Origin of the sequence: Streptomyces sp. NPDC101110 (assembly GCF_044759525.1) — a bacterium.
Taxonomy (GTDB): domain Bacteria; phylum Actinomycetota; class Actinomycetes; order Streptomycetales; family Streptomycetaceae; genus Streptomyces.
Genome location: NZ_JBIVZM010000021.1, coordinates 110,493 through 122,658 on the forward strand (window position 1 = coordinate 110,493; position 12,166 = coordinate 122,658).

General features: G+C 72.0%; 14 protein-coding genes. 11 read left to right on the top strand and 3 right to left on the bottom strand.

All coding sequences use genetic code 11. The annotated features are described in order from the left end of the window. Window positions 1-5: 5 nt before the first annotated feature. Both ACIQU3_RS35195 and ACIQU3_RS35200 read right to left on the bottom strand, forming a co-directional pair. Window positions 6-1,037, bottom strand: a complete 1,032-nt coding sequence (locus ACIQU3_RS35195) for a hypothetical protein (RefSeq protein ID WP_403730482.1) — start codon at window positions 1,035-1,037, stop codon at window positions 6-8. 121 nt (window positions 1,038-1,158) lie between these two features. Next, on the bottom strand, window positions 1,159-2,736 hold the full coding sequence (locus tag ACIQU3_RS35200) for an oxidoreductase (protein ID WP_403729560.1): 1,578 nt from the start codon (window positions 2,734-2,736) through the stop codon (window positions 1,159-1,161). A 177-nt stretch (window positions 2,737-2,913) separates the two neighbouring features. Between ACIQU3_RS35200 and hisD the strand changes: the two genes are divergently transcribed. The 8 genes from hisD to hisF are packed head-to-tail and all read left to right on the top strand — an operon-like array spanning window position 2,914 to window position 8,629. Beyond that, window positions 2,914-4,239 (top strand): histidinol dehydrogenase, encoded by a 1,326-nt coding sequence (gene hisD / locus ACIQU3_RS35205; RefSeq protein ID WP_403729563.1) that lies wholly within the window; start codon window positions 2,914-2,916, stop codon window positions 4,237-4,239. Next, a complete protein-coding gene (locus ACIQU3_RS35210; protein ID WP_403729566.1) occupies window positions 4,236-5,348 on the top strand; it encodes a histidinol-phosphate transaminase in 1,113 nt (370 codons plus the stop codon). Before hisD ends, ACIQU3_RS35210 begins: the two co-directional genes overlap by 4 nt. Further along, window positions 5,345-5,938 carry an imidazoleglycerol-phosphate dehydratase HisB gene (gene hisB / locus ACIQU3_RS35215; RefSeq protein ID WP_053671868.1) on the top strand — a complete coding sequence of 198 codons (594 nt, stop codon included), beginning with the start codon at window positions 5,345-5,347 and terminating at the stop codon, window positions 5,936-5,938. Before ACIQU3_RS35210 ends, hisB begins: the two co-directional genes overlap by 4 nt. Further along, on the top strand, window positions 5,935-6,099 hold the full coding sequence (locus ACIQU3_RS35220) for a hypothetical protein (RefSeq protein ID WP_030848333.1): 165 nt from the start codon (window positions 5,935-5,937) through the stop codon (window positions 6,097-6,099). The genes hisB and ACIQU3_RS35220 overlap by 4 nt, the downstream gene beginning before the upstream one ends. After that, on the top strand, window positions 6,096-6,740 hold the full coding sequence (hisH, locus tag ACIQU3_RS35225; RefSeq protein WP_403729571.1) for an imidazole glycerol phosphate synthase subunit HisH: 645 nt from the start codon (window positions 6,096-6,098) through the stop codon (window positions 6,738-6,740). The genes ACIQU3_RS35220 and hisH overlap by 4 nt, the downstream gene beginning before the upstream one ends. After that, entirely contained in the window at window positions 6,737-7,462 is a 726-nt protein-coding gene (gene priA / locus ACIQU3_RS35230) for a bifunctional 1-(5-phosphoribosyl)-5-((5-phosphoribosylamino)methylideneamino)imidazole-4-carboxamide isomerase/phosphoribosylanthranilate isomerase PriA (RefSeq protein ID WP_403729574.1), read from the top strand. Before hisH ends, priA begins: the two co-directional genes overlap by 4 nt. Continuing rightward, window positions 7,459-7,860, top strand: a complete 402-nt coding sequence (locus tag ACIQU3_RS35235) for a RidA family protein (RefSeq protein WP_403729579.1) — start codon at window positions 7,459-7,461, stop codon at window positions 7,858-7,860. Before priA ends, ACIQU3_RS35235 begins: the two co-directional genes overlap by 4 nt. A 13-nt stretch (window positions 7,861-7,873) precedes the next feature. Continuing rightward, complete coding sequence (hisF, locus tag ACIQU3_RS35240) at window positions 7,874-8,629, top strand: imidazole glycerol phosphate synthase subunit HisF (protein ID WP_403929680.1); 756 nt, start codon at window positions 7,874-7,876, stop codon at window positions 8,627-8,629. A gap of 166 nt (window positions 8,630-8,795) precedes the next feature. On the opposite strand, the gene ACIQU3_RS35245 is transcribed toward hisF, so the two are convergent. Then, window positions 8,796-9,431 carry a TIGR03085 family metal-binding protein gene (locus ACIQU3_RS35245; RefSeq protein WP_403729584.1) on the bottom strand — a complete coding sequence of 212 codons (636 nt, stop codon included), beginning with the start codon at window positions 9,429-9,431 and terminating at the stop codon, window positions 8,796-8,798. A gap of 84 nt (window positions 9,432-9,515) precedes the next feature. On the opposite strand from ACIQU3_RS35245, the gene hisI reads away from it, so the two are divergent. Genes hisI through ACIQU3_RS35260 form a run of 3 tightly spaced genes read left to right on the top strand, consistent with a single transcriptional unit; the run spans window position 9,516 to window position 12,078 of the window. Then, window positions 9,516-9,902, top strand: coding sequence for a phosphoribosyl-AMP cyclohydrolase (gene hisI, locus ACIQU3_RS35250; protein ID WP_403729587.1), 387 nt, complete (start codon window positions 9,516-9,518; stop codon window positions 9,900-9,902). 11 nt (window positions 9,903-9,913) lie between these two features. Next, window positions 9,914-11,395: an anthranilate synthase component I gene (locus ACIQU3_RS35255; protein ID WP_403729590.1), complete on the top strand. Its 1,482-nt coding sequence runs from the start codon at window positions 9,914-9,916 to the stop codon at window positions 11,393-11,395. A gap of 41 nt (window positions 11,396-11,436) precedes the next feature. Beyond that, the gene (locus tag ACIQU3_RS35260) at window positions 11,437-12,078 is read left to right on the top strand and encodes a TIGR02234 family membrane protein (protein ID WP_403929683.1); all 642 of its coding nucleotides are present in this window, start codon (window positions 11,437-11,439) and stop codon (window positions 12,076-12,078) included. The last annotated feature ends 88 nt before the right edge of the window (window positions 12,079-12,166 follow it).

Here is a 12,166-nt window from a genome sequence, read left to right on the forward strand (position 1 = left end):
AAAGCCTAATGGTCGCCGGGCGGGACTCGTCCGCCCCGTTCACTCCGTGGATGCCCGGACGGGTTCCCGGCCGCTCCGGCCAGGACGTCCTCGCGCACCCGCAGGAAGTGGCCGAGCGGGTCGTCCGACACCTGGTCCCAGGGGAAGGAGGTGGCGTACGGGCCGTTCAGGCGCAGTTGCTCCGCGGCGTCGTGCCAGCGCTCCAGGCGCACCAGGACGAAGAGCAGCAGGTTGCGCATCCGGGCCGGCCAGGGGTCGGCGGCCGGCAGCAACGGGGACAGCGCGATCGCCCGGTCGGCGGCCGCGTCCAGCCGCTCGCGCGGCACCTCGGGCCCGCAACGATCGGTGAGGTAGCCGAAGGCCGCCCGCAGCGGCAGGGCCTGGACGAGCGCACCGGCGGGAGCGTCCTGGGCGGCCCGGTCGGCGAAGTCGAAGCACTCGTGGTGCGAACCGTGCCAGTAGGTGGCCAGGTAGCGCAGGGCCGCCACATGGCAGCCGTAGTGGTGCGGGGCGCGGCGTACCGCCGCCGCCCACAGTTCCTCGAAGTACGTGTGCCCGGCCTGGGCACCCCGGGCGTGGTCGAGCGCGAGCCGCCAGGGCACCGGGTCCCGCTGGTCGCCCCGTGCGGCGGCCGTGATCAGCGGGCTCACCTCACGCAGCAGCTCGGCCCGGGCAGGTGACCGCCAGGCGTGGTCCACGGCCAGCTGGGCCCCGAGGAGCAGCGCGTCGGGATCCTGCGGAGCGGTCGCGAGCCAGGCGTCCAGCCACTCGGGCCGCGACCGGGCGAAGGCGGCCAGCCGGGTCACGTACCGGTCGCGCCGCTCCCACTCGGAGGCCGCGCGGGTGGCCAGGAGCAGCGTGGCGGCCGGCCCGTGGTCGCCGCGGGCGGCGGCGACCAACGCCGGGCTCAGCCGGGCGTCGGGCGCGTCGAGCAGCACCTCGTCGTCGGCGTACGGCCTGCCGGCGAGGCGGGAGACGGTCCTTGCCATCCGGGTCGCGCGGATGAACGGGAGCTGCATTGCCATGGTGCCGACCATTGAAAGTCGGCTGGTCATGGCGGCGCCAGACCGTTCATGGAACCTACGGAAAGTTGTACATCCGATGGTCAAGAGAGCGTAAAACCGCGCCAGTTCGACACCTGTGGTCACACCGGCACCATCAGTTGCGCCGCAGAAGCCGCGTGGCCCCCGCCGCCACCGTCGTGGCCAGGATCCAGCCCAGCAGGATCATCGCCGTCGCCAGCCACTGCCAGGCCCCCCGGAGCTGCCAGAAGCCCGTCTGGCCCAGGTCTATGACGGGCAACAGCAGATCGAGGGTGAACAGCGTGGGGTTCCACTCCGGGTGCTCGCCCCGCTTCATCGGCGGGTGACCCGCCTGCGCGAAGGCGAGGGAACCCGCCGCCCACAGCACCGCCATCCACACCGCGGCCCGGCCCGGCCGGTATCCGTAGGCGACCGTCCAGTCCTGCGCGTAGCCCCACAGCTTGGCCGCCATCGGCAGGCTCTCCCGGTGCCGGCGCTGCTTGGCGAGCAGCACCTCCCGGGCGTCCTCGTCCTCACCGCCCGCCCGCAGCACGGCCGCGAGGCGCTCGTACGGCTCCGGGTTGTACTCGGCGGTCGCGGCCGCCACCCAGTCCAGCCGCTCGGCCAGCGGGAACGGCCCGCGCGGCACCAGGTTCTCGTAGGCGAAGCCGCCCATGTGCAGCCGCCCCGGCCCCGGCCAGGCGTCCGACCGGTCCATCAGGTTGACGACCTTCGCCCCGGACAGCACCACCCGCCCGCGCACCGGCTGCTCCCCGAGGAAGCGCAGCTCCGGCGTCTGCACCCGGCGCAGCGACAGCTCCTGGTCGTCCGTGAGGGTGAACCGGGCCCGCTCGAAATCGACGGCGTCCCCGAACCGGCCGTCGTCCAGGCGGACCCCGCCCGCGCACGCGAAGCGCTGGATCCGCGTCCCCTGCGCCGGGGTGATCCCGCTCATCGCATGGGCGCCGACCCCCGCGGGCGTGAGATAGAGACTGCGCTCGACGGTCAGCTGCGGGGCGTTCAGCGCGAGCCGCTCGTAGGGGTTGGACAGACGCGCCCCGCGCAGGCTCAGCGAAACGCCGACGGTGGCGGCGCGCAGGCTCAGCTCGCCGTGCGACTCCAGCAGCTCCGCCTGTAAGTCCTGGCCGACGGTCATGCCGTCCGCGGCGATCGAGCGGCCGCTGTGGTCCCGGTGCACGATCGCCTGGTTGAGCATCAGGTCCGTGCCGATCTGCGCGTCCGTGAGCCGGATGCCGTGGTGGAAGCGGCAGCGCGGCAGATGCAGATCGCCCTCGGTGTGCACCCGGGCCGCCTCCAGCCGGGGCACCGAGCAGTCCACCATCCGCAGCGTCGTGAAGCGGGCCTCCGGCAGCAGCACGTCCTGCTCGAAACGGCACCGGCGCATCTCCACGTACGGCACCACCGTGCCACCGGCGAGGTCGAGCGAGCCGCTGACCTGCACGCCGACCAGCTTCAGCGAGGACACGCGGCCGGCCAGCGCGGGCGGGCCGTCCAGGAGCAGCCAGCAGACGATCCTGGCTCGCACGGTCCGCTCCGCGCCCCAGGGGTGGCCGCCGTGCGGATCGTCCACCACGGCGTCGCCGCTGGTCAGGTCGTACACGGTGCCGTTGCGGAAGGCCTGCCACATACCGGCCTCGGCCGCGGTCAGGTCCTCGGGCAGCTCCCCGGCGCGCACACCGGCCCCCTCGGTCACAGGTCTTCCTTCCTCCCCGGGTACTCGTGAGTCACTTCCTCGTACACCTGTTCATGCCCGCCGAGTGACCTACCGAACACACCACGTAAGGGTGATCTTCCGGCTCCCCGCGGTGTTCTGTATCAGCCATTGATACGCGCGAACGACGCCTCACCGGGTTCTGAGAGAATTGAGCACGTGATCTCCCGAATCGACCTGCGTGGCGACGCCCTTCCCGAGGGCCCCGCCCTGCGCGACCTGCTGCCCCGAGCCGACTTCGACGTTGCGGCCGCCCTGGAGAAGGTGCGTCCGATCTGCGAGGACGTGCATCATCGGGGCGACGCGGCGCTGATCGACGCCGCCGAGCGGTTCGACGGGGTCAGGCTCGACCAGGTGCGCGTGCCCGCCGCCGCGCTCACCCGTGCCCTGGAGGAACTCGACCCGGCCGTGCGCGCGGCCCTGGAGGAGTCCATCCGCCGCGCCCGGACCGTCCACCGCGCGCAGCGCCGCGAGACCCACACCACCCAGGTCGTGCCCGGCGGCACCGTGACCGAGAAGTGGGTGCCGGTCGACCGCGTCGGGCTGTACGCGCCCGGCGGCCGGTCGGTCTACCCGTCCTCCGTGATCATGAACGTGGTGCCCGCGCAGGAGGCCGGCGTCGGATCCGTCGCACTCGCCTCACCCGCCCAGGCCGACTTCGGCGGCCTGCCGCACCCCACGATCCTCGCCGCCTGCGCCCTGCTCGGCGTCGACGAGGTGTACGCGGCCGGCGGTGCCACGGCCGTCGCGATGTTCGCCTACGGCACCGAGTCCTGCGCGCCCGCGAACATGGTGACCGGCCCCGGCAACATCTGGGTCGCCGCCGCCAAGCGCTACTTCACCGGCCGGATCGGCATCGACGCCGAGGCCGGCCCGACCGAGATCGCGGTCCTCGCCGACGACACGGCCGACCCCGTGCACGTCGCCTCCGACCTGATCAGCCAGGCCGAGCACGACCCGCTGGCCGCCGCCGTCCTGGTCACCGACTCGGTCGAGCTCGCCGACGCCGTCGAGAAGGAACTGGAGCCGCAGGTCGCCGCCACCAAGCACGTGGCGGACCGGATCGTCCCGGCCCTGTCGGGCAGGCAGTCCGCGATCGTCCTGGTCGACGGCGTCGACGAGGGCCTGAAGGTCGTCGACGCGTACGGCGCCGAGCACCTGGAGATCCAGACCGCCGACGCAGCCGCCGTGGCCGACCGGGTCCGCAACGCCGGCGCGATCTTCATCGGCCCCTGGGCACCCGTGTCGCTGGGCGACTACGCGGCCGGGTCCAACCACGTCCTGCCCACCGGCGGCTGCGCCTGCCACTCCTCGGGCCTGTCCGTCCAGTCCTTCCTGCGCGGCATCCACATCGTCGACTACACGCAGGACGCGCTGGCCGAGGTCGCGCACCACGTGGTGACGCTGGCCGAGGCGGAGGACCTGCCCGCGCACGGCGCGGCGATCAAGGCGAGGTTCGACTGGAAGGTTCCCCAGGGCAAGTGAACGACGTACGCATCGAGGATCTCCCCGTACGGGACGAGCTGCGCGGCAAGTCCCCCTACGGCGCGCCCCAGCTGGACGTCCCCGTACGGCTGAACACCAACGAGAACCCCTACCCGCTGCCCGAGCCGCTGGTCGAGCGGATCGCCGAGCGGGTCCGTGAGGCCGCCCGCAACCTCAACCGCTACCCCGACCGGGACGCGGTCGAGCTGCGCACGCGGCTGGCCGAATACCTCACCGACACCTCGGGCCACGAGGTCGGCCCGGCCAACGTCTGGGCGGCCAACGGCTCCAACGAGGTCATCCAGCAGCTGCTGCAGACCTTCGGCGGACCGGGCCGCACCGCCATCGGCTTCGAGCCGTCGTACTCGATGCACGGCCTGATCTCGCGCGGCACCGGCACGGGCTGGATCTCCGGTCCGCGGGGCGAGGACTTCACGATCGACGTCGCCGCCGCCGAGAAGGCCATCGCCGAGAACCAGCCGGACGTCGTCTTCATCACCACCCCCAACAACCCCACGGGCACCGCCGTACCGCCCGAGACGGTCCTCGCGCTGTACGAGGCCGCCCAGACGGCGAAGCCCTCGATGGTGGTGGTCGACGAGGCGTACATCGAGTTCAGCCACGGCGACTCGCTGCTGCCGCTGCTGGCGGGCCGCCCGAACCTCGTCGTCTCCCGCACCATGTCGAAGGCGTTCGGCGCGGCGGGCCTGCGTCTGGGCTACCTCGCGGCGCACCCGGCCGTCGTCGACGCCGTCCAGCTGGTCCGGCTGCCGTACCACCTGTCGGCCGTCACCCAGGCGACCGCCCTGGCCGCCCTGGAGCACACCGACACGCTGCTGGGCTACGTCGAGCAGCTCAAGACCGAACGGGACCGCCTGGTCACCGAACTGCGCGCGATCGGCTACGAGGTGACCGCGTCGGACGCGAACTTCGTTCAGTTCGGCCGGTTCGAGGACTCCCACACGACCTGGCGGAAGATCCTCGACCGGGGCGTCCTGGTCCGGGACAACGGTGTGCCCGGCTGGCTCCGGGTCACCGCCGGAACCCCCGAAGAGAACGACGCGTTCCTCGACGCGGTACGTGAAGTGAAGAAGGAGCAGAGCGCATGAGCCGCGTAGGCCGCATAGAGCGGGTGACCAAGGAGACCTCGGTCCTCGTCGAGATCGACCTCGACGGCACCGGCAAGACCGACATCAAGACCGGCGTCGGCTTCTACGACCACATGCTCGACCAGCTCGGCCGGCACGGTCTGTTCGACCTGACCGTGAAGACCGAGGGCGACCTGCACATCGACTCGCACCACACCATCGAGGACACCGCCCTCGCCCTCGGTGCCGCCTTCAAGCAGGCCCTCGGCGACAAGGTGGGCATCTACCGCTTCGGCAACTGCACGGTCCCGCTGGACGAGTCGCTCGCCCAGGTCACCGTCGACCTGTCCGGCCGCCCCTACCTCGTGCACACCGAGCCCGAGAAGATGGCGCCGATGATCGGCGAGTACGACACCACCATGACGCGGCACATCCTGGAGTCCTTCGTGGCCCAGGCGCAGATCGCGCTGCACGTGCACGTGCCCTACGGGCGCAACGCGCACCACATCGTGGAGTGCCAGTTCAAGGCGCTCGCCCGGGCCCTGCGCTACGCGTCCGAGCGCGACCCGCGCGCGGCCGGCATCCTCCCCTCCACGAAGGGCGCCCTGTGAACGGCACCTCGACCCTGCTGATCGTCGTCGGTCTCTTCCTCGTCGGCGGGATCTACTCCTTCATCAAGCAGAAGATGCCCAAGGGCCTGATCGTGCTGCTGTCGATCGGCGCCGCGATGTGCCTGGCGGCCGGTGTGGTGAGGCTGGAGGTGTGGAATTGAGCGCCCCCCGCAAGAACGTGGTGGTCTTCGACTACGGCTTCGGCAACGTCCGTTCCGCCGAGCGCGCCCTCGCCCGCGCCGGTGCCGACGTCGAGATCACGCGTGACTACGACAAGGCCCTGAACGCCGACGGCCTGCTGGTGCCCGGCGTCGGCGCCTTCGCCTCCTGCATGACGGGCCTGCGCGAGGCACGCGGCGACTGGATCGTCGACCGCAGGCTCTCCGGCGGCCGCCCCGTCATGGGCATCTGCGTCGGCATGCAGATCCTCTTCGCGCGCGGCATCGAGCACGGCGTGGAGAGCGAGGGCCTCGACGAGTGGCCCGGCTCGGTCGAGCCGCTCCAGGCCGAGATCGTGCCCCACATGGGCTGGAACACCGTCGAGGCGGCCCCCGGCTCGCAGCTGTTCGCCGGCCTCGATGCGGACGCCCGCTTCTACTTCGTGCACTCCTACGCCGTCCACGACTGGTCGCTGGAGACGCACAACCCGGCGATGACGGCCCCCAAGGTCACCTGGTCCACCCACGGCAAGCCGTTCGTCGCCGCCGTCGAGAACGGCGCCCTGTGGGCCACCCAGTTCCACCCCGAGAAGTCCGGCGACGCCGGAGCCCAGCTCCTCACCAACTGGATCGGAACACTGTGAGCAAGCTCGAACTCCTCCCCGCCGTCGACGTCCGTGACGGCCAGGCCGTCCGCCTGGTGCACGGCGAGTCCGGTACGGAGACCTCCTACGGCTCCCCGCTGGAGGCCGCCCTCGCCTGGCAGCGCTCCGGCGCCGAGTGGCTGCACCTGGTCGACCTGGACGCCGCGTTCGGCACCGGCGACAACCGCGAACTCATCGCCGAGGTCGCCCGGGCCATGGACATCAAGGTGGAGCTCTCCGGCGGCATCCGCGACGACGACACCCTCGCCGCCGCCCTCGCCACCGGCTGCACGCGCGTCAACCTCGGCACGGCCGCCCTGGAGACGCCGGATTGGGTCGCCAAGGTCATCGCCCAGCACGGGGACAGGATCGCGGTCGGTCTGGACGTCCGCGGCACCACCCTGCGCGGCCGCGGCTGGACCCGCGACGGCGGCGACCTCTACGAGACGCTGGAGCGCCTCAACAAGGAGGGCTGCGCGCGGTACGTCGTCACCGACATCGCCAAGGACGGCACCCTCCAGGGCCCGAACCTGGAGCTGCTGAGGAACGTCTGCGCCGCCACCGACCGCCCGGTCGTCGCCTCCGGCGGCGTGTCCTCGCTGGACGACCTCCGTGCGATCGCCGACCTCGTCCCGCTCGGTGTCGAAGGCTCGATCGTAGGGAAGGCGCTGTACGCGAAGGCGTTCACCCTGGAAGAGGCCTTGGAGGCTGTGTCGTCATGACCGTGCGGCGTGTGCAGAGCGGAAGTCCCTGGGAAGAGTCCGTCGGCTTTGCACGCGCCGTCGAGGCGGGCGACCGAGTGCTGGTCGCGGGCACGACAGCCTTCAAGGGCGACGTGCTCTACGGCGAGGGCGACCCGTACGAGCAGGCCAAGGTGGCCTTCACCACCGCCCTGGAGGCGATCGGCGACCTCGGGCTCCCACCCGAGTCCGTGATCCGCACCCGGGTGTACCTGGCCCACGCACGGGACGTCGACGCGGTGGGCCGGGCCCACAAGGAGCTGTTCGACCCCGTGCGCCCGGTCACGACCCTGCTGATCGTGCAGGGCTTCATCGACTCCCGGGTCCTGGTGTCGGTGGAAGTGGAAGCATTCAGAGGGACACCTTCCGAGGAACACTAGAGGAGCACGATTCATGACCCTGGCGGTCCGAGTCATCCCCTGCCTGGACGTGGACAACGGCCGGGTCGTCAAGGGCGTCAACTTCCAGAACCTGCGTGACGCGGGCGATCCCGTCGAGATGGCCACGGTGTACGACGCCGAGGGCGCCGACGAGCTGACGTTCCTGGACATCACCGCCTCGTCGGGCAACCGCGAGACCACCTACGACGTGGTGCGCCGCACGGCCGAGCAGGTGTTCATCCCGCTCACGGTCGGCGGCGGTGTCCGCACCGCCGAGGACGTGGACAAGCTGCTGCGGGCCGGAGCGGACAAGGTCGGCGTGAACACCGCCGCCATCGCCCGCCCGGAACTCATCCGTGAGATCGCCGAGCGCTTCGGACGCCAGGTCCTGGTCCTGTCGGTGGACGCCCGCCGTACCGACTCGGGCTCCTTCGAGGTGACCACCCACGGTGGTCGCCGCTCCGCAGGCATCGACGCCGTCGAATGGGCCCACCGGGCCGCGGAACTCGGCGCGGGAGAGATCCTGCTGAACTCGATGGACGCGGACGGCACCAAGGACGGCTACGACCTGGAGATGATCCGGGCCGTCCGCAAGCACGTCACGGTCCCCGTCATCGCCTCGGGCGGCGCGGGCCGGCTGACCGACTTCCCCCCGGCCGTCGAGGCCGGCGCGGACGCGGTCCTGGCCGCGTCGGTGTTCCACTTCGGGGACCTGCGGATCGGGCAGGTCAAGGAGACGCTGCGGGAGGCGGGGCACCCGGTGCGGTGACGTCCCCGTCCGCCGAGAGCCCCGGCCGCGCCGTGCGACCGGGGCTCCGGCATGCCTACCCGGGATCCCGAGCCGCTCAGATCCCGAGCGGCGGGCTGCGGGCTGTTCAGATGCCGATCGGCAGTTTGCGAGCTGTTCCGATGCCGAGTGGCGGTCTGTGAGCTGTTCAGATGCCGAGCTGCTTGGACTCGTTGAGTTTCGCGATCGCGTTCTCGTCGCCGTCCAGCTCGACCTTGGCCGCGCTCTGGCGGCCGTAGGAGAACAGCACCAGCTCGGACGGCTCGCCGGTGACGGTGACCACCGGCGTGCCGCGGTGGGCGACCGCCGTCTGGCCGTCGGGCCGGCGCAGGACCAGGCCCGTCGGGACGCCCCGGCCCATCAGGCGCGCGGTGCGCTCCAGGCGGGACCACAGGGCGTCCTGGAAGACCGGGTCGAGATCGCGCGGCGACCAGTCGGACTGGGCGCGGCGGACGTCCTCGGTGTGGACGTAGAACTCGATGATGTTCGACGCCTCGTCGACCGGCTTGAGGGAGAAGGGGGAGAACCGCGGGGGCCCCGTACGGATCAGCTGGATCAGCTCCTCGTACGGCTTGTCGGCGTACTCCGCCATCACCTTCTCCAGGCGGGGCGCGAGCTGCTTGATCAGCATCCCGCCGGCCGCGTCCGGGCGGCGCTCGCGCACCACCACGTGTGCGGCGAGGTCCCGGGTCGTCCAGCCCTCGCAGAGGGTGGGCGCTTCCGGGCCCGCGGTCTCCAACAGGTCGGCGAGGAGAAGTCGTTCACGCTTGGCATGGGTCGACATGCGGCCCAGCCTACGACCGGGCCGGGGGTCCGCCCAATGGACACTCCACCAGCACTGTCAGTGGCGCCCGGCACAATGGTCACCATGACCAGCACGCCCAGCCCTCTCGACCCGGAGATCGCCGCGCGCCTCAAGCGCAGCCCCGACGGCCTCCTGCCCGCCATCGCCCAGCAGTACGACACCGGAGAGGTGCTGATGCTCGGCTGGATGGACGACGAGGCGCTGCACCGCACCCTCACCACCGGCCGGTGCACGTACTGGTCGCGCAGCCGCCGGGAGTACTGGGTCAAGGGCGACACCTCCGGCCACTTCCAGTGGGTGAAGTCCGTCGCCCTGGACTGCGACGCCGACACCGTGCTCGTCAAGGTCGACCAGGTCGGCGCCGCCTGCCACACCGGCGCCCGCACCTGCTTCGACGAGGACGTGCTCCTCAAGGACGGCGGCAGCGGCCGCCCCGCCCGGGATCAGTAAGGTCAGCGGCCATGGACCTCGAGACGTTCCGCAAGCTCGCCACCGACCGGCGGGTCATCCCCGTCACCCGCAAGCTCCTCGCCGACGGCGACACCCCGGTCGCGCTCTACCGCAAGCTCGCCGCCGAGCGGCCCGGCACCTTCCTGCTGGAGTCCGCGGAGAACGGCCGCTCGTGGTCCCGGTACTCCTTCGTGGGCGTGCGGTCCGCGGCGACCCTGACCGCACGCGACGGTCAGGCCCACTGGCTCGGCGCCCCGCCCGTCGGCGTCCCCACGGACGGCGACCCGCTCGCCGCCCTGCGCGCCACCATCGAAACCCTGCACACGCCCCACCAGGAGGGCATGCCGCCCTTCACCGGCGGCATGGTCGGCTACCTCGGCTACGACATCGTCCGCCGCCTGGAGAAGATCGGCCCCGGCGAGCGCGACGACCTGCGGCTGCCCGAGCTGACCATGCTCCTCACCAGCGACCTGGCCGTCATGGACCACTGGGAGGGCTCGGTCCTGCTGATCGCCAACGCGATCAACCACAACGATCTGGAGACGGGCGTCGACGAGGCCTACGCCGACGCCGTCGCCCGCCTGGACGCCATGGAGGCCGACCTCTCCCGCGCCGTCGCCCAGCCTCCGGCCGTCCTCCCGCCCTCCGAGCTCCCGGAGTACACCGCTCTGTGGGGCGGCCCCGACTTCCAGGCGGCCGTCGAGGACATCAAGGAGCGCATCCGGGCCGGCGAGGCCTTCCAGGTGGTCCCCTCCCAGCGCTTCGAGACGCCGTGCACCGCGAGCGCGCTGGACGTCTACCGGGTCCTGCGGGCCACCAACCCGTCCCCGTACATGTACCTGTTCCGCTTCGACGGGTTCGACGTCGTCGGCTCGTCTCCCGAGGCCCTGGTCAAGGTCGAGGACGGCCGGGCCATGGTCCACCCCATCGCCGGCACCCGCTGGCGCGGCGCCACGCCGCAGGAGGACCAGGCCCTCGCCGAGGAGCTGCTCGCCGACCCCAAGGAGCGCGCCGAGCACCTCATGCTCGTCGACCTGGGGCGCAACGACCTGGGGCGGGTCTGCGAGCCCGGCTCGGTCGAGGTCGTCGACTTCATGTCCGTCGAGCGGTACTCGCACGTGATGCACATCGTCTCGACCGTGACGGGCCGCGTCGCCGCAGGCCGCACGGCGTTCGACGTCCTCACCGCCTGCTTCCCGGCCGGCACCCTCTCCGGCGCCCCGAAGCCCCGCGCCATGCAGATCATCGACGAACTCGAGCCGTCCCGCCGCGGCCTCTACGGCGGCTGCGTCGGCTACCTCGACTTCGCCGGCGACTCCGACACGGCCATCGCCATCCGCACGGCCCTCCTGCGCGACGGCACCGCGTACGTGCAGGCCGGCGCCGGCATCGTCGCCGACTCCGACCCGGTCGCCGAGGACACCGAGTGCCGCAACAAGGCGGCCGCGGTGCTGCGGGCCGTGCACACGGCGAACCGGCTGGGAAACGCATGAGATGAACCCCGGGTGACGGTTCGCCCGGGGTTCAGGCGATAGTGGGGTACGTGACTGCTGTACCTCACCCCCGTTCCGAAGCCCCCGGATCCGCCCGGGCCGGCCGCCTGAGCCTCGCCGTCGCGCTGCTGAGCGGCGCACTCGGCGCGGCCGTGGCGCTGCTCGCCACCCGGCAGCAATGGTCGCAGGGCACCGCGACGGTCGCCGGTGGCGCCTTCCCCCTGACCGCCAAGGGCAGCGACGTCACGGGCGTTCCCGCGGCGCTCGCCATAGTCGGCCTCGCCGCGCTCGTCGCCGTGTTCGCGGTCCGCCGCGCCGGCCGTCTCGTCGTGGCCACGCTGCTGGCGCTGTCCGGCGCGGGCATCGTCGTCGCGGCCCTGCTGGGCGCCTCCGACAGCTCCGCGCTCGACGAGCAGGCCGCGCAGGCCTCCGGCGACACCTCGGCCTCCGTCGACGCCCTCAGCCACACCGCCTGGCCGTACGTCGCGGTCGTCGGCGGCGTCCTGATCCTCCTGGCCGGGCTGCTCGCGCTGCGGTACGGCCGCCTGTGGCCCGCCATGTCCGGCCGCTACGAGCGATCCGGCGCGCCCCAGCCGCGCCGCAGGGCCCCCGCCGCCGACCCCGACCGGCCCGAGGACCTCTGGAAGGCGCTCGACCGCGGCGAGGACCCGACCGGGGCCTAGGTGTGCTGTCCCGGGACGTTGGTGACACGCGTGCTGGGTGCTTGAACAGGTGAGGGCCTTCTGGGTTCGGTGTGGATTGCGACATCTA

Bases quoted from the DNA above. Each gene is read 5' to 3' on its own strand.
- ACIQU3_RS35195 (WP_403730482.1), bottom strand. From the start codon at position 1,037: ATGGTCGGCACCATGGCAATGCAGCTCCCGTTCATCCGCGCGACCCGG.
- hisB (WP_053671868.1), top strand. From the start codon at position 5,345: ATGAGCCGCGTAGGCCGCATAGAGCGGGTGACCAAGGAGACCTCGGTC.
- ACIQU3_RS35235 (WP_403729579.1), top strand. From the start codon at position 7,459: ATGACCGTGCGGCGTGTGCAGAGCGGAAGTCCCTGGGAAGAGTCCGTC.
- hisF (WP_403929680.1), top strand. From the start codon at position 7,874: ATGACCCTGGCGGTCCGAGTCATCCCCTGCCTGGACGTGGACAACGGC.
- ACIQU3_RS35245 (WP_403729584.1), bottom strand. From the start codon at position 9,431: ATGTCGACCCATGCCAAGCGTGAACGACTTCTCCTCGCCGACCTGTTG.
- hisI (WP_403729587.1), top strand. From the start codon at position 9,516: ATGACCAGCACGCCCAGCCCTCTCGACCCGGAGATCGCCGCGCGCCTC.
- ACIQU3_RS35255 (WP_403729590.1), top strand. From the start codon at position 9,914: ATGGACCTCGAGACGTTCCGCAAGCTCGCCACCGACCGGCGGGTCATC.